The organism is Paraburkholderia largidicola (assembly GCF_013426895.1).
GTDB classification, from domain to species: domain Bacteria; phylum Pseudomonadota; class Gammaproteobacteria; order Burkholderiales; family Burkholderiaceae; genus Paraburkholderia; species Paraburkholderia largidicola.
The window spans coordinates 396,874-420,103 of the sequence record NZ_AP023176.1; the positions used below are offsets into that span (position 1 = coordinate 396,874).

Consider the following 23,230-nt stretch of genomic DNA (forward strand, 5'->3'; position numbering starts at 1 on the left):
CGGCTGTCTGACAGGATTCGAAAAGTGCGCAGGCCTTGTTGTGTTCCCGGCTTCGGGCCGAAGACCTCGCGGTTGCCGCCGTCAAACATGACGTCGGGTCCGTTTGACGTGTTTAATAATGGCGAGTGCAATCAATAAAGTCAAGGCAAAACCGGTAGAGGAGGTTTGACGAAGAGGCGTTTATGAAACCGGCGTGCGGACGTGAAACGTGCGGACATGTGTGCGCCGGCCTGACAGAAAGCTTGCAATGGAGCGCCGCCGATGTCGTACCATGCATGAACCTTCGCTCGCGCACGACGCCCGTCCGGTTTCCGTCATTCCCCGACATCATGTACGACACGTTCCTGCTCGCTTTGCGCAACACGCTCGGCGCGTTCCGGGCGGAACTCTCGCGGCGCACGTTCGTCGCGCGGTCGAGGCGTTGCTCGGAGGCGGTGCTCGCGACCCTCATCGCCGTATGCGTAAGCCGCGACTTCGGCCTGCCGGAAATCTGGTGGGCGGCCATTTGCGCGTTTTCGCTGACGGGTCTTGCATTGGGCGCCGCGCTCGATCTCGGCGTGCAGCAGATCATCGGCACGTTCGGCGGGACGGTGATCGGCCTGCTGCTGTCGCGTTTCGCAGCCGACGACGTCACGCAGTTCGTGATGTTGATGGCGCTGCTATCCGCGGCCGGACTGTATCTCGCGACGAAGCGATCGGCGGGCTACATGTGGATTCTTTCTACCGCGCTCGCCATTTTCATCGTGACGACCACGCACGCCGAACCGGACACCGACTTGCGAGGCGTCGCCGAAGCGCTGTGGATCAACGCACTGATCGGCACCTCGGCCTATCTGGGCGTGACCTTGCTCGGCCGGGCCGTCATGCTGTTGCGAGACACGCGAGGGCCGGGTGCTGCCGAAGCACCGCGCCCCGCAGTTGCACACGCGTTGACCGACCGCACGCTCGGCCGCGTGCCGCATACGATGATCGGCGCAATCACGCTGTCGGTGCTCGCGTATCTCGCGTGGCGTTATCCCATCGAGGGCTTCCCGCAGGCGATGACGACGGCGCTCGTCGTCCTGATGGTGCCCGTCGATGCCCAGGGCACATGGTCGCCCTATGGCGTCGTGCAGAGGATGTGCCATCGGCTGCTGGGCTGCGCGTTGGGATGCGTCGTCGTGCTGATCGTGCTGCCGCTGACGGCTGGGAGCATCGTGTATTGCCTGCTCGCCGTGTGCGTGTTCGTCTGGCTCTCGTGCTATCTGCGCTTCGGACATTCGGACATCAGCTATGTCGGCACGCAGTTCGGCGCGGTCGTCATCCTGACGTTCGTTCACGACCGCGTGTGGCTGAGCGACGACGTCGCCGTCGCGTATCACCGGCTGGCGGGCATCGCGGCGGGGAATATCGCGCTCGTCGTCGTGCTGTTGCTGGTGACGGCGGGCTGCGCCGTGTGGGCGAAAAGCCGGACGAACGAGCGCGCGAAATAGCGTAGCGCCGGACATCTTCCGTCGAGACAGGCGGGTCGCCACTCACGCGGTGCGCTACGCAACAGCTTGCCAGATCAGCATGATATTCAGCCCGACGATGACGAGCGCCGCGATGGAAGCCAGCACGATCGTGCGCCGCTTGACGGCGAATTCGCCCATCACCGGGCGCTTCCCGGACAGCAGGAGCAGCGCGACCATCGGCAGCGGCAACGCCATGCTCAGCACGACCTGGCTCACGATCATCGCGCGCGTGACGTTGCAGCCCATTGCGACGATCGCGAACGAAGGGGCGATCGTCACCAGCCGCCGCACGGCGACGGGAATCCGGGTGCGCACGAAGCCTTGCATGATGACCTGTCCTGCCATCGTGCCAACGACGGAACTAGAAATCCCCGATGCCAGCAACCCGACCAGGAAGATCGCGGCGGCCCCGCCGCCGAGTACAGGAATCAGCGTTCGATACGCCGCGCCGATATCGCTGATGCCCGGCGCCACGCGATGAAAGACGGTCGCTGCCATGATCACCATCGCCATGTTGACGAGTGCGGCGGCGCCCAGCGCAAGCAACACTTCGCGGTTGGAGAAGTCGATCAACCGGCGTCGCTCGCTGCTGCTCTTCGCCATCACGCGGTTTTGCGTCAGTCCGGAATGGAGATAGAGCGTATGCGGCATGATCGTTGCACCGACGATACCGACTGCGAGCGTCAGCGCGCCACTATCCTTCAGGTGCGGCACGAATGTATTCGCGATGACGGCGGGCCACTCGGGCGGCGCGATCATCAATTCGCACAGATAGGTGCCGCCGATCACCGCGACGAGCGTCGCGATGAGAATTTCGAGCGGCCGGAAGCCGCGCTTTTCGAGAGAGAGGATCGCGCAGGTCAGCGCGGCGACGATGCCCATCGAAATCAGCATCGGAAGATGGAACAGCAAGGACAGCGCGAGCGCGCCGCCGAGAAATTCGGCAAGATCGGTCGCAATGGCCGCGAGTTCCGACGCGAGCCACATCGCCATGGTGACGCGTGCCGGGAAGTGCTCGCGACATAGTTCAGCGAGATTCTTTCCGGTGACGATCCCGATTCGCGCGGACAGCGCCTGAAACAGCATCGCGATGAGGCTCGACAGCAGGACGACCCAGAGCAATCCATAGCCGTAGTGCGATCCCGCTTCGATATTGGTGGCAAAGTTGCCCGGGTCCATGTAACCCACTGACGCGATCAGCGCAGGTCCGACAAACGGCAGGAACGCCCGAGGCCTTTGCTTCTTCCTTCGAGCGCCGCCTGCACGGAAAGGCCCGTCTTCTGCGTCGCCGTCAGATGGACGGTTGCAACGCTGTCACTAGAGGTCGGTAAGGGGTGCATGTGTACTGACTCCCGGTCTCGCTTTGATATCTATGGATCACTCTCGACGCCGGCCGCGCATGCGCGGGGCCGGCGTATTTCTCACCTATTCCGGCAGAATGTCGGGCCGGTCGCGCGGGAACTGCGCGAGCGTTTCAGCGCTGATATTCAGCGTCTGCATGACCATTTCCGGCGGCGTGTGCGTGAGCCAGTCGGACAGCGACACTTCGGCGAAGTGATCGGCCTTGAAGACTTCCAGGAAGATCAGATCGGTATCGCCCACGTTTTGCACGTAGTGGCCGAGGCCCTTTTTCACGTAGCCGATATCGCCCGCGTTGAAATCGGCAGTGGCTGCTTTCGGGCCCGTATCGAACACGGTGACGCGACCTTTGCCCTTGATGTAGTACTGCCATTCATCCGCGTTCGGATGCCAGTGCAGTTCGCGCAGGCCGCCCGGATGAACCGTCACCAGCGCGGCGGCGATTGCTTCGGAGATCTTGAAGTTGCGGCTGTCCGCGATCTGTACCTGACCGCCGCGCGTCTTGCGAACCGGCTGCGAGCCCGCCAGCGAGAACGTCACGGGCAGCGCAGGCGGCCCCTTCTTCGATGCTGCTGCGCGTTGATCTGCTGCGAGCGGGCCCGGTTCCTTACCCTGGAAAATCCACAGGTTCTCGAGCGGAATATTCTTGAACGCCTCGGCCGGAACGCCGAAGTTTTGCGCCAGCACGTCCGGCGGCGTATGCGCGATCCAGTCGGTCAGAAGCAGCGTATTGAACTCCGATGCCATGCCTGCATCGAATGCGATCAGGAATTCGGTACCCGTCGGGCCCATGCCCTGCAGCGAGTGCGGCAGGCCGGGCGGGAAGTACCAGAGATCGCCGGCTCTCACGTCCTGGACCGACGGGCGGCCGAGTTCGTCGAGCGTCGTGATGCGGCACGTGCCGTCGAGCACGATGGCCCATTCGGCCTGCTGGTGCCAGTGCATTTCCCGAATGCCGCCCGGCCCGAGACGCATGTTGACGCCAGAGATATCCTTCGAGATCGCGAAGTCGGCTTGCGTCACTTCGCGTGCCCAACCGCCGTTCTGGATGCGTTTGTGCGCGTTGTTGAACGACGACCAGAACAGCGGCATGCCGTTGATGTCGGTGGCGGGTGGGTCCTGAAACGACGGGAACTGGTTTTGCAGCGCGGCGCTGTGCGGACCGGGGTCGGTCAGGCCTAGCGGGTTTCGCGCATTGACCGCGCCTTCCGGCGGCAGGTCGGGGTTGCCGAAAGTGGCAGCTTTCGCGGTCACGGCGACGCCGGCGGCGATTGCCGTGGTAGCCGCGCCGATCAGCGCTTTGCGGCGGGACAGGTTTGTCATGTTGACTCCTCGTTACGTTGATCAAGAGTCGCGGCCCGGCTGACTGATGTGGGATGTCGATGCGCCCGCAACGAGCGTCGCATCGGTCGAAAAAGCACAGCCCTGTTGGTCAGTACGAAGCGCGCGATCAGGGAAACAAGCCCTGACGAGCACAGTAACGATGGAGACGGAAGACGCCTATCAGACGTAGAGAGAAGCCGCGGCATCCATCTACATGGGTGATTTATACCTGGGGGTTAGGGCGCGATACAGGGGGTGGGTCAGCGTGAGTTCTGGCAATGCCGGCCGGGATGGTTCGCTGAAGGATGAGCACGCGCCCGACGTATGCGGCGGCTTTGCGCGAGCAGGTTATCGTCGTGGGCATTGCCATCACGTTTTTAGTTGGCGGCGATGGATCACGACAACGTGCGTTCCTGAAAAGTGAGAGTGCACAGTTTGTGTAGGCTGCTCATGAAAGAAGTCTCAGAACCCTACACCCACGCCGACGCCGACCCCGCCACCGAAGCTGCCGCCTCCCACACCGATACCGATGGCCGGACCGGGTGCGTAATAGCCAGGGCCATACGGCGGATCGCCGTAACCGTAGGGCGGAGCGGCAACGCACCCTGAGACGGTCGCTGCCAGCGTGAGGATGCCGAAGAATCTGAGCATGGTCGTCTCCCGTTCGATAACTCAACAGCAAGCCCCGATCCCGTTCAACCTGCCGCGCGATCGGCGGTGACAGCACTCGCACACGAAGCCGCCGGATGGATGGAATACCTATTGCTGTCATCGAGCAAGCACCGATCATGGTGCCCAGTATGACCCAGAGAGGACGATGATGGCGATGACGCGTAACGAGTTTGAGGAAAAGATCGGAAAAGTTCTGTCCGAACATGGCGACGACGTCACAGCGGATCTGAGCGACGAACTGCTCGCTTACTGGAACGGTCATGAGATCGCCTACGTCCTTGTCAGTGAAACGCCGACTGGTTCGAGCTATGAAGAATTCGTCATGAACGACGACCAGTGGAGAACCTGGCGATCGTGGCTCGTCGCATGGACAGATGCACCGACTTTCAGCGTACGTCCGGAAGTGCGCAACTGGCTCGCCGATGAACCTCCCGCCGAATCAGGTGAATGAGGCGGGCGCCAGATGTCGCGCGATGTCCGACTGAGATTGTCCTGCGGGGCGCTAACGGCTGGCGGGTCTCGACTGAGGCGTGTGTCGACACAGCGGACGTGGAGTCTTGCGAGCCTTCTTGGCGGCAAGGGAGACGGCTGCTCGTGGAGGCCCGGCTTCATCAGGGTTGCAATTCGTACGCGTACGCCCCGCAGTTCGTTCCTTCAGATGAATCGGGAGTAATCCCGAGGGACTCGGGTAGTCACGACTGTTAGGATTGAAAGCATTGGCTGGATAGCCTGGGTGCACGAACCTGCAAACGTGCAGCGGACCTGAACGGACGAATGCCCGAAGCGGCTTGAAGTCACCACGTGTGCGGTTCATTTGCAGCGAAGAATTGTCGGCGCTCATCCGGAGTTTTGTGATGGCAGAGTCATTTCATCCCGGAGAAGCCCAACCGCCAGGGGGCGACCGAAGATGGGTTTTGAGGCTTCAGCCGACTTGTCCGCAGTGCACGGGGTGACGCAGCGGCGATACGCCGTTCACGTCTTCAAGACGCCCGAGTTGTTCGAAACCCTTCATCTTCAATGGCAAGCGTTACAGGCCGCGTCCGAAGACCACACTCCTTGTCTCAGCTATCAGTACTGCGAACTTGCAGCGAAACGGGCGATTGCCATGGGCGCAGTCGTCGCTGTCGTCATGATCTACGACGACGATACCTTGCTGGCGCTATGGCCGCTTGCGATTAACCGGAAAGGCATACTGCGCGTCGCGACCGTATTGACCTGCGGCAACCACGAAGAGTACGGAGGGCCGCTGATCAAAGGACGGGCCACGGCATCCGTTGTCGCAGAAAACGTTCGCGCCGTCATGCAGGTCCCTGCCGACGTTCTGGAAATTCCGTTCGTCGAAGATGGCAGCCTGTTGCAGCAGGCACTTCAGGCGGCGCCGCGGTCATGGGTGCAAAAGCTGTTGCCGGAGCGATTGAACGTGCTGCCGGGGTATTCGGTAGGCTTGCGCGCATTCGCACGATGGGAAGACTTTCTGGGCACCTTGTCACCATCGCTTCGACGGAACTTGCGACGTTATGGGAAGGGCCTCAGCGCTGCGGGTAGCGTCGAATTTGGATGGTGTACGACGCTCGACGACGCCGTCACGGTCGTGGACTGGCTGTTTGCGAACAAACGGCAATGGGCGCTTGATCGCGGTCTGAATACGAAGTACCTGATGAAAGACGAAGTCCGGGATTTCTTCGTCGCGCTTGCCAGCCAGACAGACCTGTCAACGGTGCCACTGGTTACCTTCGTGAAGATGGATGGTGTGCCGATCTGCGCTTCGATCAATCTTGTCGGACCACGCGTCCTCGAGTACTGGATCTTTACGTTCGACGAAAGATACAGCCGCTACTCCGTGGGCAATCTGCTGACCGAATTCGTTGCCAGGTGGGCCCACGCCAACGGCCGAGACTTTGATATGCGGCCTTTGTACAACGAGTACAAGACTCACTGGGTGAATCGCGAAACGCGGCACCGGACGCCGGTTGTGATGCTCACCTTTCGTGGTCGGTTCAGGGAATTCTCAGTGTTGTTCTTCCAGATATCGCGGGTGCGACGTCGACTCGTCAGGTCAGTCATGTCTGCCCTACGGTCGCGCATGCGCTTCTTGCATGGCGCTGCGTGAACGGGTCCGATGAAGCCACGTCGGTGCCCACAACCGAATAGAACGCCGATCGCTGTCGAAGGCGGACCAAATGTTGCGCACGGACTGTGGCGCGAGCCGGAGTGCTTTTGCTCCGCGTCTCATGGGCGCCTGAACCGGCTATATGCGGCGGATGCAGACGAAACAGCTTGGGCGCGGAATTTGCGCACTCGTTTCGGCTATGCAAGCAGAGACATGGTTATGGCAATCGGACATTTTTCACAGCTATATTCAGAAAGCCCCACAGACTGTCCGACTGCGCGGACGCCTGAAGCGCTATCTTCGTCGCGGCAGACGGCAACCACGGCCTATTCCATTTTCCATGAGCACTGGTGGCTCGACATTGCGACGGGCGGTGAGTGGGAGATGGCGACCGTCAAGCATGGCAACCAGTTGCTGGGTGAAATGCCGTACTATCTCGCCCGCAAGGGCGTGTGGCGCGTCTCGCGTCTGCCGCCGCTGACGCGCACGTTGGGTCCTGTCATCAAGCCGATTGGGACCGATCCCGTGCGCGAGTTCCGCCATCGCATGCACGTCACGACGCGCCTGATTGAACAGTTGCCGCGTTTCGACAGTTTCTTCCAGGTCTTCGACCATCGCGTGAAAGATGCGCTTGCTTTTGCGCTGCGTGGCTTCACCATTTCAGCACGGTACACGTTTCATATCGGGCCGGATTGCACGACGCCTGAGGTGTGGGCGCGCATGAGCAGCAAGACACGCAACGTCATCCGGAATGCAGCGACGACTTTGACCGTGCGCCAAATCGAAGCACCGGGCGAGTTTCTTCGTTTCTATGAAGCGAATCTCGCATCGCGGTCACGAACCAACGCGTATGGCACCGTCGTCATGCGCGAACTCGTGAATGCATTTGTCGACAGGAAAGCGGGACGTCTGCTGGGCGCATATGATCGGCACGGCAGGCTAGCCGGTGTGATCGGCCTCGTTTGGGATTGTGACAGCATGTACTACCTGCTCTCTTCGCGCGCGCAGGCGTCGCCTGGTGGAGCGATCAGTCTTCTGGTCTGGTCCGCGATCCAGGAGGCGATCGGCCGCAACCTGACATTCGATTTCGACGGATTTTCAGGTGCTGCCACATACGACTTTTTAAGCGGCTTCGGCGGGACTTTGCAACAGCGGCTCGGTGTGGAACGCCTGAGCACGATGTACTCGGTGGCGAGAACACTCAAGCGTGGCGCCTCTCGACAGTCGCACGAGGCATTTACGCCCAATCTCTGACATCCTGTTTTGCGCACACAGCGTGGCGTCGCACCGGCGCGCCCGCATCAACTGGTTCGCGAGCGCGCGGGTCCCCCAGACGTCAGATCGCCGCTTTGCCAATCGACGCACCACCGTCGACATACAGCGTCTGTCCAGTGATGAACCCGGCCGGCTCGGACAGAAAGAACTCGACGCTCGCTGCGAGTTCGTCGGGCTTGCCGAAGCGCTTCATCGGCACGAGCGACAGAAAGCGTTTTTCGGCTTCGCTGCCGACAGGTGTGTTCTCGCGGAACATCTCGGTTTCGGTCGGTCCAGGCGCCACGGAGTTGACGGTGATGCCGGAGTCGGCGAGTTCGAGTGCCCACGTGCGCGTGAAGCTGATCATCGCGCTCTTGGCTGCGGCATACGTGCTTCGCTGCGCGACGCCCAGCACGACCAGGCTCGACAGATTGACGATGCGTCCCCAGCCTTTCTCCTTCATATTCGGCAGCAACGCCTGGGCGGTTTGCACAGCGGGCGCGAGATTGGTGCTGAACGTGCGGTCGAGATCGTCCAGTTCGATCTCGCCAAGACGCGCGAGCTTGACGAAGCCCATGTTGTTGACGACGCCGTCGAATGCGTAGCGCGAGGTCAGCTCGCGCAGGCCTTTATCGGTCGCGTCGCGATCGGCGAGATCGATGCTCACCAGCGTGCCGGGGAACGTGGGGTCATCGGTGCGACGTGCGATGCCGACAACATGATGGCCAGCGCGGGCGAGCCGCTCGGACAGCGCGCGACCGATGCCTTTGCTCGCGCCAGTGATAAGAAAAGTACGTTGCGTCATGATGCTTCTTCAAAAGACAAAGTGGAATTGCGCGAGCAGTTGCCGTTCTTGAGTGAACGCAACTCACCGCGCGACGAAAAATCATTTGCTGCGCTTGCTGTTTTCTGCTTCCCGCAGGCGTGGCAAACCCAGCGTAGCCAGCGATACCTCGACGGCCGAACGCAGCAGTTCAAGATCGGGTCCGATACGCGCGAGCACGCGCATGCCTAGCAACAACGTGAGCAGATGCGCGGACGCGTCATCGGCGCTAATGCTCTTCGGCACTTCGCGACGCTTCTGCGCAGCAACGATGCTCCGATGAAAGAAGCTCTTTATCTCAGCAAGCTCGCTCGCGATGGCTTCCTGCAAACCGTCCGCATGCTGGTCCTTCTCCAATACGGAATTCACCAGCATGCAGCCTCGCTGGCCGATATCCGATCCGCTGCGATGAATGACTTCCGCAAAATAGGCGGTGACAGCGAGAGCAGGCGTGAATTCATCTTCCAGCCTTGCGAGCCGGCTTCTCAAGGTGTGATCGAGGTAATGCTCTAGCGCGCGGCGAAACAGCGCGCGTTTGTCGCCGAACGCGTTGTACAGGCTGGGCTGCGTCAGGCCGGTGTATTTCACCAGGTCGCGCGTGGACGTGCCTTCGTAGCCGCGTTCCCAGAACGCGTCGCGCGCCGCTTCGAGCGCGCGCTCTTCATCGAATTCTCTCGGCCTTGCCATGGTTGTGCTCCTGCTTGCACGAACGTCGTGTTATCCGTGGATCGGGCGCATTATATATCGAGTGATACAAAACGCAAGCGAGGGTACGCACACCACGACTACCCGTGCGTGCACATTTCCGAAATTCGGTCTATTCTTGTCGCGAGTGTCAAGATTGACCTGAATGTCAATCTTCACCGAGGCGTCCGCCAGCAGGGTCATTCCGGCCCTGTGCGAGCAACGCCTGCGCAACCGTACAGCACAGAGGCACAACCGAAATGGACCCACGAAAACCCGACGAAAACGCAATTCCCTACCAACTCCCGCAGCCGCAGGACATGACTGCGGACCTCGTCCATCTGGGCGTGCTCGACACATTTCTGGAGGACGACAACCTGTGGGTGCCCAGCACCTCCACGGTTTCATTCAAGCCGCTCCTGCTGAACGCCAGTCAGGGCTACTACGTGAACCTGCTGCGTGTGCGTCAGTCAGGCGTGCTGTCGCGCCATCGACACACGGGGCCTGTGCATGCGCTCGTGCTCAAAGGGCGCTGGTACTACCTCGAACATGATTGGATCGCGGAACAGGGCAGCTACGCGCATGAACCAGCGGGCGAAACCCATACGCTTTACGTGCCCGAAGACGTCACGGAGATGATCACCTGGTTCCATGTGACGGGCGGTTATACGTATGTCGATCCACAAGGTGTCGCGGTCGGCTACGAAGATGTATTCACGAAGATCGATGCGGCGCGCAAGCACTACGAATCGATCGGCCTCGGTGCGGACTATGTGCGGCGCTTCATCCGCTAATGAATGAACGCGCAAAGGAGTATTTGAAATGAAACGACTGACTGTCGAAGTGGCAGGCGCCCAAACCAGTTACCTCGCCGCGGGTGAAAGCGGTCCGGTGGTACTCATGCTTCACGGTACCTATTGGAGCCGCGTCTGGCAGCCCGTGATGGACGATCTGGCGCGCGCCGGTTTCCGGGCGATTGCCGTTGATTTTCCGGGCCTCGGCCGCTCAGGTGGTGAACTGACGGTGGAAACCGCATCGATTCCCGCTCTCGCCGATTGGGCCGTCGAATTTCTGCGGGCGCTTGATATCGACGAACCGGTTCTGCTTGCGGGGCACGATATCGGCGGTGGCGTGGCGCAGCACATTCTCGTGGACGGAAAAATTCGCGTCGAGAAGCTGGTGCTCGTCAATGCCGTGATGTTCGACTCATGGCCGGTACCGGGTGTCGCGCGCTTCAGGGACCCAGCCGTCGCAGCGGCGACGACGCATGAAGATATCCTCGCCGCGCGCCGCAAGTCGGTCATCACCGCGCTCGGCCGTCCGGCAGGCGAGGACGAAATCGGCGAATACCTCGATCCCTGGCAAGACGCGCGGGTGGCCCGCTCGTGGCTTGCGCTGGCGGGCGCTGCGTACAGTCGCTATACCACCGCGCTAGTGCCTCAGTTGCGCGCTTCGCAGACACCGAAGCTGCTGATATGGGGCGAAGACGATACGTTCCAGCCGGTTGAAAATGCGGAGTACTTTGTCTCGCAGATTCCGCAATCCAGGCTGGTGAGAATTCCACGTGCCGGACATATCCCGACGGAAAACGATGCTGCGGCGGTAGCGCGAGCGATGGTCGAGTTCTTTGCCTGATGATCGTGATGGGTCTGCGAAGCAATCGCCCTACGCCGCGAGTAACTCACTCGTCAGTTCGCGCAAGCGCGATCCGACAAATCGCGCGGCTTTCAGAAGAGGCCGCTGCCGGGTGAACCCGAGCGCGATCGTACGCTTGATGGCCGGCCGTTCGATACGCATCGCGGCGAGGCGCCCGGCCTTCTGCTCCTCGCGCACCGCCAGTTCTGGAAGGATGGTAAAAGCGCCGCCGCTCGCCGAGACATCCTTCATCGCGGTGAGCGTATCGACTTCCATCACGATGTTGAGCGAGACGCCTTGTTCGCGAGCGACGTGATCGAGCACAGCGCGCAGGCCATTCGGCGCAGCCGGTAACACGAGGCGCAGTCCGGCGAGCCGTTTGAAGGCGATCGTGCTGCGGCCGAATACGTCGTGCTTTGGGTCGCCGACGAGAAACGTGTCCACGACGCCGAGCACGTCTTCGTGTCGTCCCTGCGCGGCGCCATAGCGGTTGACGACGATCATGTCTAAACGCCCGCTGCCGAGTTGCTCGTCGAGCGATCCGCTGAACCCCTCCACGACGTGCAGCCTGACGGCGGGCGCTTTTTCGCTGATATCCGCGAAAAGCTTTGGCAGCAATTGCGGCGCGAGCGACGGCAGCATGCCGATATGCACCGTGCCCGTCAGCGCACCCGCCGATTCCTTGACGACAACCTCCAGACGCTCCGCCTGACTCAGCAGCAATGCCACTTCCGGCTGCACCCGCCGGCCGAATTCCGTCAGCAGTACGCCACGGCCGGTCCGCTCGAACAGCCGGTCGCGCCACGCTTCTTCCAGTTGCGTGAGATTGCGGCTGACAAGCGACTGCGCGACGCCTAGCGCCTGTGCAGCGCGCGAGATCGAGCCGAGTTCGGCGACGACTGCGAAAGTCTCCAGTTGCTTCAGGTTCATGGTTTCACAAAAGTCGATATCTGATATAGCCAATCTAACACTTCCTGATGGCGGCCGGCGCACGTAGCCTTCGATCATGCATTCCTGATCGAAGAAACAACATGCTCAAGAGACGAAACGACATCCCTCACGCGCCCGCAACGGCATTGTGGAATCCGGCATCGGTGGCCGTCATCGGCGCGTCGGACAATCCGAACAAGGTCGGCGGACGCGCGATCCATTACATGCAGCGTTACGGATACGAGGGCCGCATCCTGCCCGTGAATCCTCAGCGCGCCGAGGTACAGGGGCTGCCCTGCTTTGCAAGCCTCGCGCAGCTTCCCGAGGTGCCGGAGGCGGCGATCATCGCCATGGCGGGTGATGCGGCGGCTGACGCGGTCCGCGTATGCGCCGACATGGGAATCGCCACCGCAATCGTCATGGCGTCGGGATTCGCGGAAACAGGCGCGCAGGGCCGCGCGCTGCAGGACGATCTCGTGCGCCATGCAAGCGCGTCCGGGATGCGCATCGTCGGGCCGAATGCGCAGGGTATCGCCAATTTTGCGAGCGGCGCGGTACTGAACTTCAGCACGATGTTCATGGAAGCCGAGCCGATGGACGGACCGATCGCCATCGTGAGCCAGAGCGGCGCGGCGAGTGTGATGCCCTACGTGCTGCTGCGCGAGCGCGGTCTCGGCGTGCGCTATCTCGCGGCCACCGGCAACGATGCCGATCTGGGTGTGTCGGAACTGGCGCTGAGCGTCGCGACGGACGAATCGATCCGTCTCATTCTGGTGTATGTCGAGTCGCTGTCACAGCCTGCGATGCTCGCCGAGGCCGCACGCATCGCGCGAAAGCGAGGCGCGCGCGTCGTGCTGCTCAAGGGCGGCAGCAGCGCGCTAGGTGCGGCGGCAGCAGCGTCCCACACCGGTGCGCTGGCCGGTCAGGATGCCGCGCTCGACGCGTTCCTGGAACGGCACGGCATTCTGCGCGCCCGCGATGTCCACGAACTCGTCAATGCGGCCGCGCTGTTCGAGCGCGGATTTCCTGTGCGCGAGGGTCGTACGGTCGTGATGAGCCACAGCGGCGCGGTCGGCGTGTTGTGCGCGGATGCGGCCGAACGCGTCGGCTTGCCGCTCGCGAGCCTCTCTGACGCAACCGTCGCTTCGCTTGCGCAAATCCTTCCAGGCTTCGCGACGGCTGGCAATCCGCTCGACCTGACGGCATCGCTGCTCGGCAACGGCGCGATGTTCTCGAAGGTGCTCGACGCGCTCGGCCGCGATCCGCAAGCCGATATGTTCGCCATCGGCGTGCCCGTTGCTGGGCCTGGCTACGATGTCCCCGATCTCGCGCGTACCGCTGCGCATTTCATGGCGTCGCATCGCAAGCCACTGGTCGTAACCGCACCGCAGCGTTCCGTGCGCGCGGAGTTCGAAGCGTGCGGCGTGCCGACTTACATCAGTGAGACCGACGCGATCCACGCGCTGTGGCAGTACGCGCACAGCGATCGGATGCATTGCGCAGCGGCGTCTTCATTGTCACCCGAAGAAACGATCGTTCCGCACGGCCTGCTCGATGAAGCTGCAAGCTTGAGCCTGCTTCAACGCTACGGCGTGCCCGTCGTCGAGCATGCAGTGTGTGCGAATGCGGACGAGGCCGCCGTTATCGCGCAGACGATGGGCGAGCAAGTCGTCGTCAAGGGTTGTGCGGCGGAAATTCCACACAAAAGCGAACACGGTCTCGTGCATATCGGCGTCAGCGATGCGCGGGGCGCAGCGGAAGACTGCCTCGCGCGATTGAACTCGCTCGGCGTGAGGGAGCCGCGCGTCGTGGTTGCACGTATGGCGCGTGGTCTGCACGAGTTCATGCTCGGCGTGACGGTCGATCCTGTGCTCGGACCCATCGTCGTGATCGGCGAGGGCGGAACGCTGGTTGAAGTGCGCGGCGATGTCGCATCGCTACTCGCGCCGTTCACTGTCGACGACGCACTCGCAGCGATCCGCCGTCTGCGGATCGCGCCTCTGATTAATGGCTATCGCGGCCAGCCGCCGCTCGACGCCGATGCGCTCGCGAAGGCCGCCGTCGCGCTTGGGCATTTCGCCATGGCACACCGGACGTCGCTCGTATCGGTCGACATGAACCCCGTCATGGTGATGGCGCGCGGCGATGGTGTCGTCGTCGTGGATGCTGTCGTGCAGTTCAAGGAGCAGGCATGAGCGAAATCCTTTGCGACATCCGTGACGATATCGCGCTCGTCACGCTGAATCGTCCGGCAAAACTCAATGCGGTGAATCAGGCGCTGCGCGCATCGCTCATCGAAACGCTCGCGCAACTGAACGAGGATGCGGCAGTGCGCGCGATCGTGCTGACGGGCGCAGGCTCACGTGCGTTCTGCGCGGGACAGGATCTGGAAGATGCAGCCGAAGTCGATATCGAGCGGATTCCTGCATGGCTCAACGCGCAACGCGCGATGTATCAGGCCGTGCGCGACCTCGATAAACCATGCATCGCCGCGCTCAACGGTGTGGCCGCGGGCGCGGGGTTCCAGATCGCGTTGTGCGCGGACTGGCGCATCGCGGCTGTGAATGTGCGCATCGGGCAGCCGGAAGTGAAGGCGGGCCTGGCGAGCATCGTCGGGTCGTATCTGATGACGCTGCATGTCGGCATGACGCATAACGTGCAGATGTCGCTGTCCGGCGATCTGATCGATGCGCGGCGCGCGTACGACATCGGGCTCGTGACGGAACTGACGGAACCACCGAATGTGCTCGATGCCGCGCTCGAACGCGCGAAGCACCTCGCAAAGCTTCCCGCGCATGCGATGAAGCTCTCGAAGCGGCGCTTTCGCGCACTGACGCAACCCGGCTTCGACGCTGCATGCGCAGCCGGCATCGAAGCGCAAACCGAATGCTACGCGCACGGTGAGCCGCAAGCGGCCATGCGTGCTTTTCTCAACGCCAAGGCTTCCACGGATTCCAGAGCATGATTCATTACCACCAGCATCTGATCGACGGCGACATGCGCGCGGCAACGGGCGCGGCCATGACCACGATCTACGACTCCACGACGGAAGAACCCATCGCGACCGTCGCACACGGCAGTTCGGCCGAAGTCGATGCCGCCGTCAAAGCGGCGCGCGCGGCGCTTCCACGATGGTCGAACACCTCCATCGATGAACGGGCGACGTTCCTGCTCGCCATTGCCGATGCGCTCGAAGCGCGTTCCGATCGCATGGCCGCCGATGTCGTCGCCGAAGTCGGCATGCCGCTCAAGCTCACACGGCGCATCCAGTTGCAGGCGCCCATCGCCGCATGGCGCGCGGCGGCGGCTCATGCGGCCGAAGCGCTGGCGGAAACCCGCGTGGGACACTCGGTCGTGACGAAAGAAGCCGTGGGCGTCGTCGCCGCGATCACGCCGTGGAACTACCCGCTGCATCAGATCACGGCGAAGCTGGCGGCGGCGCTGGTCGCGGGTTGCTGCGTCGTGCTCAAGCCGTCGGAACTCGCGCCAGGCGTGGTCGGCGCATTGTGTGAGGCGGCACTCGAAGCGCGGCTGCCGCGCGGCGTGTTGAACATCGTCTACGGCGATCGTTTGACGGGGGAAGCGCTCGTTGCGCATCCGGGCATCGATATGGTCTCGTTCACGGGATCGACCGCCGCAGGAAGACATATCGCGTCGATGGCGGGCGCCGGTCTCAAACGCGTGGCGCTCGAACTCGGCGGCAAGTCCGCGAGCATCGCGCTGCCGGATGCGGATCAGGCTGCCGTCGTGAAGCATGCGCTCTCGTCGTGCATGCTGAACTCGGGTCAGACATGCAGCGCGATCACGCGGCTCATCGTACCGGAAGCGCAATACGAAGCCTATCGCGAGCCGCTTCGCGCGGGCGTGGCGAACCTGCGCGTCGGCGATCCGCGCGATGCCGATTCGCGCATCGGTCCGCTCGTGTCGGCGGATCATCGGAACCGTGTGAATGCATACATCGAACGCGCCGAAAAAGCGGGCTACGACGATATCGCAAATGGCGTGAAGCCAGCGCTGCCGTCGCGAGGGTATTTCGTTGCGCCAGCCATCTTCGGCCGGGTGCCGATCGACGCGGAACTCGCGCAGGAAGAAGTGTTCGGCCCCGTGCTGGCCGTGCAGACTTACTCGACTGAAGAAGAGGCTGTCGCGCTCGCCAACGGCACGTCGTATGGTCTCGCGGGCGCGGTATGGAGCGCTTCGGCTGAACATGCCGTGCGCGTCGCGCGCCGCTTGCGCGCCGGTCAGATCGATATCAACGGCGCGCCGTTCAACGCGCGTGCTCCGTTCGGCGGTTTCGGCGCATCGGGCATTGGCCGCGAGGGCGGGGCGTTTGGCATCGAAGAATTCGTCGAGCTTCGCGCGATCCAGCTTCCGCAATGAGACTTTCAGAGAGAACACAATGATGAGCCAGCAAATTGAAATCACCCGCGCGGGCGTGCACGAACAGGTTGCCGTCGTATCGTTCAATCGACCGGACAAGATGAACGCGCTGACCAAGGTCATGGAAGTGCAATTGCGGGATGCGTTCAGTGCACTCGATCAGAATGACGCCGTACGCGCTATCGTACTGACGGGCATTGGACGTGCGTTTTGCGCGGGCATGGATATCGCCGAACTCGAAGTGCTGCCGCCTGAAGATATCCGCGCGGCCGAGTGGATGCGTCCCTATGACATGAACCGCCGCGCCGACTATCAAAGCCGCTACTCGTACTTCATGGGCGTGCGCAAACCAGTCATCAGCGCGATCAATGGCGCGGCCGCCGGGCTGGGCCTGGTGTTCGCGCTCTACAGCGATATCCGTTTCGCTAGCGACAAGGCCATCTTCTCGACGGCATTCGCGAAGCGCGGCCTGATCGCCGAGCACGGCATTGCGTGGATGCTGCCGCGCGTGGTGGGACCGGGGCATGCCGCCGACATGCTCTACTCCGCGCGCAAGGTGAGCGCAGACGAAGCACTTGCGATGCGGCTCGTCGAGCGTATCGTCCCGCACGAGAGCCTGCTCGCCGAGGCGATCGCCTATGCCGACGATCTGGCGACCAACGTCTCGCCGCGCTCGATCCGGGTCATGAAGCAGCAACTGGGCGAGACGCCGTTCCAGACGCTCGCCGAATCGATCGCGCTCGCCAATCGCGAGATGTTTTATAGCATCCAGAGCGAGGACTTCACGGAAGGCGTGGCGCATTTCATCGAGCGCAGGCAGGCGAGATTCACCGGCGCGTGATCAGGACAGGAGAATCCGCGGGCAATCCGCGGAAAGCGAATATGGCCGAGAGAGCCGAACAAGGAGACACGAAGATGGATCTGGACCTGAACGCGGGCGCCCTGTCCGCGGAACAAGCGCGGTCGGGCGATGCCGTCTACCGCAAGATCGCATGGCGCTTCATGCCGTTGCTGTTCCTCTGTTACGTGGTGGCGTATCTGGACCGCGTGAATGTCGGCTTCGCCAAGCTGACCATGCTGACCGATCTCGGTTTCAGCGATGCGGCGTATGGTATTGGCGCGGGCATCTTCTTCATCGGCTATTTCATGGCGGAGGTGCCGAGCAACCTGATCCTGCATCGTGTGGGGGCACGGCGCTGGATCGGACGCATCATGGTGACGTGGGCGATCGTGTCCGCGGCGATGGCGTGGACGCATTCGACATCGCAGTTCTATGTGCTGCGATTCCTGCTCGGCGTCGCCGAGGCGGGATTTCTCCCCGGCATTCTGCTCTACCTCAGCCAGTGGTTTCCAGCACACCGGCGCGGCAAGATGGTCGCCATCCTGATGGCGGGCAATCCTGTCTCCGGCATCGTGGGCGGCGCGGTGTCGGGCTACATCCTGCATGCGATGAACGGCTGGCACGGCATGGCCGCGTGGCAATGGCTGTTCATTCTCGAAGCCGTGCCGGCCGCACTGCTTGGCCTCGTGGTCTACCTCTTCCTTACCGACAAGGTCGGCGACGCACGTTGGCTCGACGCCGGGGAGCGCGCGCTCGCGACTGCCGAGATCGCCGCGGACACGGCGGCCCGCACGCATACGTCGGTGCGCTACGGCCTGACGGGCGGGCGTGTGTGGCTGCTCTGCGCGATCCTGTTCTTCATCGTGATGGGCACGAGCACGATCGGCTTCTGGCAGCCGACGATCATCAGAAGCGCCGGTGTAAAGGACCCGCTGATGATCGGCCTGCTTGCGATGATTCCGTATCTCGCGGCACTCATCGGCATGCTGTACGCGGGGCGCAGTTCGGACCGCATGCGCGAGCGGCGCTGGCATGCGATCGTGCCCGTGCTGCTGTCGATTCCCGGCTTCCTGTTGTGTGCGCTGGGCGGGCAGGAACCACTCATCGCGATGATCGGCCTCACGATCGCGACGGCCAGCATCATCACCTCGCTGCCGATGTTCTGGGCACTGCCTTCGTCGTTTTTAGGCGGTGCGGGCGCGGCGGCGGGGATCGCGCTGATCAACTCGACGGGCAATCTCGCGAGCTTCGTCGGGCCGGCCCTGCTCGGCTGGCTGCAAACCACGACGCATTCACTGACCACCGGGCTCGTGCTCGTCTCGGCGTGCCTGCTGATCGCTGCGTTGATGATCGTGATGTGGGTGCCTGCGAAAATGGTCAATCGGTAAGCTGACGTCGGCGAGGTGTCGAATGCCTCGCCGGTAGTACACGTACTAGCGCGCATTCAGGCATTCTGTGCCGCAGTCTCTGATTTCCCCCACCTTGCAGCGCAACCTCGGTTTCACAGCCCGGCTGATCGACCTGATCGGCAAGGGCATCGATCTCGCCGTGCATATTGGCGGACCGATGACACCAACGACGGATCGGCGCGATGAAAATCGGCTGAATTATGCCGCAACGGCATAGCTTCCTATCGAGAAAAGGTTTTTGTCAGTGAGCGTCTTCGCAGGCACAGTGCTGAAAAAGGAGACACGCTTGACATCGACATTCATCAAGAAGCGCCGACAACGCGCTGCCTGACCCGATTCCACGACCAGGTGTTCTAACGATTTCTGCCTGACCCACAGGCGGAGGGGCACCTTTTTTCCAGCGTTTTCCATCGAAACCACCGGGACACCCAATGGGCGTCCCGGCGCGCGGTCGCGCGCCGCGCAGTACAGCTTGCGCTGTCATGACGCATTGCATTGCCATAACTACGAAAACGGAGAATCAGATGAAAAAGACCTTGTGCGCACTTGCGCTTATCGCACCGCTGTATCACGTTGCCTACGCGCAGAGCAGCGTCACGCTGGCGGGGATTATCGATGTCGGCATCAACGACGTAACGAACGCCGGCGGCGCGCATCAATACATGATGTCGAGCGGCGTGAACAACGGGAGCCGCTTTATCTTTCGCGGCATCGAAGATCTCGGCGGAGGACTCAAAAGTATCTTCTTCCTCGAAAACGGCTTCAATGTGAATAACGGCACCATCGGGCAGGGCGGGCTGCTGTTCGGCCGGCAGGCTTATGTCGGTTTGACGAGCGACCGTTTTGGATCGGTGACGCTTGGCCGACAATACGATTCGATGGTCGATTATGTGGGGCAGCTCACGGCGGCCGATAACTGGGGCGGCTATATCTCGGCGCACCCTGGCGATCTCGACAACTTCAACAACAGCTACCGCACCAACAACTCGATCAAATACACGAGTCCGACTTTCTCGGGCCTCACGTTTGGCGGCGTGTACAGCCTGGGCGGCGTGGCAGGCGATGCGACGCGCAATCAGGTGTGGTCGATTGGCGGCGGTTACGCTGGCGGCCCGTTCAACTTCGGCGTGGCAGTGCTCAACGCGCGCAACCCGAATCTCAGCTTCTTTGGCAACAACTCGCAGACGCCGCTCACGGCATCCACCGCAAACGGCACGGTAACGCCTGTCTACAGCGGTTTCATGTCGGCGCACAGCTATACGGTTATCGGCGCAGCGGCAGCGTACACGATCGGCGGCAGCACGGTCTCGGTGAGCTACTCGAACGTCAGATTCAGCGACCTGGGCGACACGTCGTCAGGTCCGAATCCCTCGCATTACACGGGAACCGCGATGTTCAATAACGCGGAAATCGCCTACCGCTTCCGCCCCGCGCCCGACTGGTTGCTGGGCGCCGCATATGACTTCACGGACGGCAACGGAGCGGGTGGCAACGGCGGCGCACGCTATCACCAGGGCGAGCTGACCGCCCAGTACTTCCTGTCGAAACGCACGACGGTCTATGTGCTCGGCGTCTATCAGCGCGCTTCGGGCACCGACTCGACAGGCAAGCCGGCCGTCGCTGCAATCAACCTGCTGACGCCGTCGAAGTCCGACACGCAAGGCGTCATCCGCGTTGGCTTCCGGCACAAGTTCTGAGCGCAGACGCCGTCACCATGGTCACATGTCTTCGGGCGACGCCGAGTCGCCCAGCCATGTGACCTGCCCCTTCCATGCGCCGTTCTTCACGAGATCGTGCATCTTCTCCGCCACGACATCCGACATCGTGCGCACCAGCCGCGAGGCGCGCTGCTCGCGCAGCGTGGCTAGCGAGACAACCGAACGGATGGGCGGACGCTCGATGGGCAGCGACGTGAGGTCGCCGCGCGCGACCTCTTCCTGAATCGCTGTGTAAGTCAGCAGCGCGTAGCCGAGACCGCGCCTCACGAGTGCCTTGGTGAGCGTCACACTGTCGACTTCGAGCACGATGCGCAGATGCACGCCATGCTGGACGGCCGCCTGCTCGAGCACGCGGCGGTTCGCGTGGGGGAAGCCGGGCAGGATCAGCGGCAACTCGGCCAGATCGCGAATCCGCAGCGGTTCTCCGCCACGCTCCTGAATGACGGTGTCGCCGGGCGGTCCCGCGATGACCATCGCTTCGCTGCATAGCGGCCTGACATCGAACGCATCCAGCGGCGGCTGGTTATACACGATCGCGACATCCACGCGGCGATCCAGCAGCCATTCCTGCAGCGAACTGCTCAGTCCCTCGCGCATATGCAGCGAGACGGCGGGCCACTTGTCGCGGAAGGCTTCGATGATGGGTGCCGATACCCATACGCCAACGGCCGGCGGCATGCCGAACGCGATATGCCCGCTCAGCCGGTCGGTCGACGCGCGCACATGTTCGCCCGTCTGCGCGACGAAGTTGATGATCATCTCCGCGCGCTCCAGCAGCTGCGCACCCGCGCCCGTCAGGCGGACGCCACGGCCGTAACGCACGAACAGCGGCGTGCCGAGTTCCTCTTCGAGCTTCGCGATCTGGCGGCTCAACGCGGGTTGCGCGATGTAGAGCTCGGCCGCCGCGCGGCTGAAACTCCCGACGCGAGCGATGTGGACGAACGAGCGCAATTCCCTGATTTCGATGATGGTCTCCGCGACGGTTATCGTGTTTTCGAGCCATGCTAAGGCGGCATAGCTTCCCATCGTAAAAAGGTTTTTGTCAATAACCGGCGCTTCCCGCACAGTATCGAAAAAGGGAGATACGCTGTCTTGAGCACATTTTTGAACCCGATCGAGTACCCGGATGCGACGGATAGCAATCCGGCATGGCACGAAGGCGACGCTGCCGGTTTGCGCTATCGGATCGACAGCGGGAAGGGTGGCGCGGGCGCGCGCACCATCGTTCTGATTCACGAGCTGGGCGGCAGCATCGAGAGCTGGGATGGCGCGACGGCGGGGCTCGATCCTGCGGCGCGCGTGATCCGCTACGACCAGCGTGGCCAGGGGCGTTCGGCATTGCCGCATCGTCCGTCTTCGATCGCGGACCATGTCGATGACCTGCGTGACCTGCTGGACGCACTCGCCACCGATGAACCGCTGTGGCTCGTCGCAGCGGCGGCGGGCGCGGCCATCGCGGTGACGTTCGCCGCCCGCTACGCGAGCCGGGTCGAAGGTCTCGTGCTTTGCGCGCCAGCGCTCGATGTCGACCCGCAGCGACGCCACTATCTTCTGGAACGCGCCGAGCGGGCGAGAACGGAAGGCATGCATGCGATCGTCGACGGCACGCTGGCGAATTCATGGCCGGTTGTTCTGCGTTCCGATATGCACGCATTCGACCGATATCGCGAACGTTTCATCGCGCAGCAGGCGAACGGCTATGCACAGGCGAGCGAAGCGCTGAGCGAGATCGATCTGTCGTCGGCATTGGCGTCGCTCGCGTGTCCGTGTCTGTTTCTTGCTGGCGAATTCGACGTGCAGCGCCCGCCGCAACGTGTGGAGGCCCAAGCAAAGCAGGTCCATGGCGCAGATTTCGCGATCGTCCCACAAGCGGGACATCTGATGGCCGTGCAGCAGCCCGCTGAAGTCGCCGCGCGCATCGACCGCTTCATTACGGAGAACAGCCGATGAATCCAGCCTCATTGCCGGGCATCCTGATGGTGTCGATGGAGCCGCCCGCTTCGATGGAAGAGGAATTCAACGACTGGTATGACACGGAGCACTTTCCGCAACGCCGTGCACTGCCGGGTTTCGCCAGTGCGTCGCGCTGGGTTTGCACCAGTGGCTGGCCGCGCTGGACGGCGCTTTACGATCTGGTATCGATGGATGCGCTGCAGACCGATGCCTATCGTGCCGTGTCCGGCGCGAACTCGACGCCCTGGAGCCGGCGCCTGCTGCCGCGCACGGTGGGCCGTACGCGCGTCGTTGCCGTAGCGCTCGATGCCGCTCAGGCGGTCGCGCAGCACGAGCCGCGCTCGACATGCCGTCTGCTCGCGATGAGCGTTCGGGCAAGGGCAAAGGATGGCGAAGCGCAGGCCGTCGCAGGCGAAATCCGCGAGAAGCTGGTCACGCGCGGCGATCTGCAACAGATTCGATGGTTCGTGGAGAACGACGACGTGCTATGGACGCTGGCCGCATTCGACACACCCGCAAGCGCGGACGTGCTCGCCGCGCAGCTGGGGCGGCCAGGCGGGAGCGGGATGCTGTCGTTCAACGTGTACGCTCCGTACCACCGCAGCACTTACTGATTCACTGGATTCAACCGGCGCGATATCGCAAT

The 23,230-nt window shown here is 62.5% G+C and carries 21 protein-coding genes and 1 pseudogene; 15 read left to right on the forward strand and 7 right to left on the reverse strand.

The window, feature by feature from the left end; all coding sequences use genetic code 11:
• Positions 1-275: 275 nt before the first annotated feature.
• Positions 276-1,472, forward strand: coding sequence for an FUSC family protein (locus tag PPGU16_RS30490; protein ID WP_243460731.1), 1,197 nt, complete (start codon positions 276-278; stop codon positions 1,470-1,472).
• Positions 1,473-1,526: 54 nt separating this feature from the next.
• Here the strand turns inward: PPGU16_RS30490 and PPGU16_RS30495 are convergent.
• The 3 genes and pseudogenes from PPGU16_RS30495 to PPGU16_RS30505 all read right to left on the reverse strand — a co-directional run bounded on the left by PPGU16_RS30495 (position 1,527) and on the right by PPGU16_RS30505 (position 4,826).
• Positions 1,527-2,833: pseudogene (locus PPGU16_RS30495) on the reverse strand (Nramp family divalent metal transporter).
• A gap of 85 nt (positions 2,834-2,918) precedes the next feature.
• The gene (locus PPGU16_RS30500; RefSeq protein ID WP_180726456.1) at positions 2,919-4,175 is read right to left on the reverse strand and encodes a cupin domain-containing protein; all 1,257 of its coding nucleotides are present in this window, start codon (positions 4,173-4,175) and stop codon (positions 2,919-2,921) included.
• A 462-nt stretch (positions 4,176-4,637) separates the two neighbouring features.
• On the reverse strand, positions 4,638-4,826 hold the full coding sequence (locus tag PPGU16_RS30505) for a hypothetical protein (RefSeq protein ID WP_180726457.1): 189 nt from the start codon (positions 4,824-4,826) through the stop codon (positions 4,638-4,640).
• Positions 4,827-4,992: 166 nt separating this feature from the next.
• Here PPGU16_RS30505 and PPGU16_RS30510 point away from each other — a divergent pair, with 166 nt between their 5' ends.
• From PPGU16_RS30510 to PPGU16_RS30520, 3 genes are all read left to right on the forward strand, one after another.
• Positions 4,993-5,298 (forward strand): hypothetical protein, encoded by a 306-nt coding sequence (locus tag PPGU16_RS30510; protein ID WP_224028469.1) that lies wholly within the window; start codon positions 4,993-4,995, stop codon positions 5,296-5,298.
• 456 nt (positions 5,299-5,754) lie between these two features.
• On the forward strand, positions 5,755-6,957 hold the full coding sequence (locus tag PPGU16_RS30515; RefSeq protein ID WP_180726458.1) for a GNAT family N-acetyltransferase: 1,203 nt from the start codon (positions 5,755-5,757) through the stop codon (positions 6,955-6,957).
• A gap of 384 nt (positions 6,958-7,341) precedes the next feature.
• Positions 7,342-8,211, forward strand: a complete 870-nt coding sequence (locus PPGU16_RS30520) for a GNAT family N-acetyltransferase (protein WP_180726459.1) — start codon at positions 7,342-7,344, stop codon at positions 8,209-8,211.
• Positions 8,212-8,293: 82 nt separating this feature from the next.
• Here PPGU16_RS30520 and PPGU16_RS30525 read toward each other — a convergent pair whose 3' ends face one another.
• Together PPGU16_RS30525 and PPGU16_RS30530 are read right to left on the reverse strand one after the other, a co-directional pair.
• Complete coding sequence (locus PPGU16_RS30525) at positions 8,294-9,016, reverse strand: SDR family oxidoreductase (protein WP_180726460.1); 723 nt, start codon at positions 9,014-9,016, stop codon at positions 8,294-8,296.
• 81 nt (positions 9,017-9,097) lie between these two features.
• Positions 9,098-9,721 carry a TetR/AcrR family transcriptional regulator gene (locus tag PPGU16_RS30530; protein WP_180726461.1) on the reverse strand — a complete coding sequence of 208 codons (624 nt, stop codon included), beginning with the start codon at positions 9,719-9,721 and terminating at the stop codon, positions 9,098-9,100.
• Positions 9,722-9,978: 257 nt separating this feature from the next.
• Here PPGU16_RS30530 and PPGU16_RS30535 point away from each other — a divergent pair, with 257 nt between their 5' ends.
• Positions 9,979-10,512, forward strand: a complete 534-nt coding sequence (locus PPGU16_RS30535) for a 2,4'-dihydroxyacetophenone dioxygenase family protein (RefSeq protein ID WP_180726462.1) — start codon at positions 9,979-9,981, stop codon at positions 10,510-10,512.
• Between the two features lie 28 nt (positions 10,513-10,540).
• Entirely contained in the window at positions 10,541-11,353 is an 813-nt protein-coding gene (locus tag PPGU16_RS30540; RefSeq protein ID WP_180726463.1) for an alpha/beta fold hydrolase, read from the forward strand.
• 30 nt (positions 11,354-11,383) lie between these two features.
• Here PPGU16_RS30540 and PPGU16_RS30545 read toward each other — a convergent pair whose 3' ends face one another.
• Positions 11,384-12,283, reverse strand: a complete 900-nt coding sequence (locus tag PPGU16_RS30545) for a LysR family transcriptional regulator (protein WP_180726464.1) — start codon at positions 12,281-12,283, stop codon at positions 11,384-11,386.
• Positions 12,284-12,384: 101 nt separating this feature from the next.
• Here PPGU16_RS30545 and PPGU16_RS30550 point away from each other — a divergent pair, with 101 nt between their 5' ends.
• The 7 genes from PPGU16_RS30550 (at position 12,385) to PPGU16_RS30580 (ending at position 20,610) form a co-directional block, all read left to right on the forward strand.
• Positions 12,385-14,478 carry an acetate--CoA ligase family protein gene (locus PPGU16_RS30550; RefSeq protein WP_180726465.1) on the forward strand — a complete coding sequence of 698 codons (2,094 nt, stop codon included), beginning with the start codon at positions 12,385-12,387 and terminating at the stop codon, positions 14,476-14,478.
• Complete coding sequence (locus PPGU16_RS30555; protein WP_180726466.1) at positions 14,475-15,248, forward strand: enoyl-CoA hydratase/isomerase family protein; 774 nt, start codon at positions 14,475-14,477, stop codon at positions 15,246-15,248. The genes PPGU16_RS30550 and PPGU16_RS30555 overlap by 4 nt, the downstream gene beginning before the upstream one ends.
• Positions 15,245-16,663 (forward strand): aldehyde dehydrogenase family protein, encoded by a 1,419-nt coding sequence (locus PPGU16_RS30560; RefSeq protein ID WP_180726467.1) that lies wholly within the window; start codon positions 15,245-15,247, stop codon positions 16,661-16,663. The genes PPGU16_RS30555 and PPGU16_RS30560 overlap by 4 nt, the downstream gene beginning before the upstream one ends.
• A 22-nt stretch (positions 16,664-16,685) precedes the next feature.
• Positions 16,686-17,504 (forward strand): enoyl-CoA hydratase, encoded by an 819-nt coding sequence (locus PPGU16_RS30565; RefSeq protein WP_180727113.1) that lies wholly within the window; start codon positions 16,686-16,688, stop codon positions 17,502-17,504.
• Between the two features lie 74 nt (positions 17,505-17,578).
• Entirely contained in the window at positions 17,579-18,892 is a 1,314-nt protein-coding gene (locus tag PPGU16_RS30570; protein ID WP_180726468.1) for an MFS transporter, read from the forward strand.
• A gap of 67 nt (positions 18,893-18,959) precedes the next feature.
• Positions 18,960-19,130 (forward strand): hypothetical protein, encoded by a 171-nt coding sequence (locus tag PPGU16_RS30575; protein ID WP_180726469.1) that lies wholly within the window; start codon positions 18,960-18,962, stop codon positions 19,128-19,130.
• Between the two features lie 307 nt (positions 19,131-19,437).
• Positions 19,438-20,610, forward strand: coding sequence for a porin (locus PPGU16_RS30580; RefSeq protein ID WP_180726470.1), 1,173 nt, complete (start codon positions 19,438-19,440; stop codon positions 20,608-20,610).
• Between the two features lie 21 nt (positions 20,611-20,631).
• Here the strand turns inward: PPGU16_RS30580 and PPGU16_RS30585 are convergent, their stop codons facing one another.
• On the reverse strand, positions 20,632-21,657 hold the full coding sequence (locus PPGU16_RS30585) for a LysR family transcriptional regulator (RefSeq protein WP_238266694.1): 1,026 nt from the start codon (positions 21,655-21,657) through the stop codon (positions 20,632-20,634).
• A gap of 66 nt (positions 21,658-21,723) precedes the next feature.
• Between PPGU16_RS30585 and PPGU16_RS30590 the strand changes: the two genes are divergently transcribed.
• Both PPGU16_RS30590 and PPGU16_RS30595 read left to right on the forward strand, forming a co-directional pair.
• Positions 21,724-22,581 carry an alpha/beta fold hydrolase gene (locus tag PPGU16_RS30590; protein WP_180726471.1) on the forward strand — a complete coding sequence of 286 codons (858 nt, stop codon included), beginning with the start codon at positions 21,724-21,726 and terminating at the stop codon, positions 22,579-22,581.
• Positions 22,578-23,198, forward strand: a complete 621-nt coding sequence (locus PPGU16_RS30595) for a DUF4286 family protein (RefSeq protein ID WP_180726472.1) — start codon at positions 22,578-22,580, stop codon at positions 23,196-23,198. The genes PPGU16_RS30590 and PPGU16_RS30595 overlap by 4 nt, the downstream gene beginning before the upstream one ends.
• Positions 23,199-23,230 lie beyond the last annotated feature (32 nt).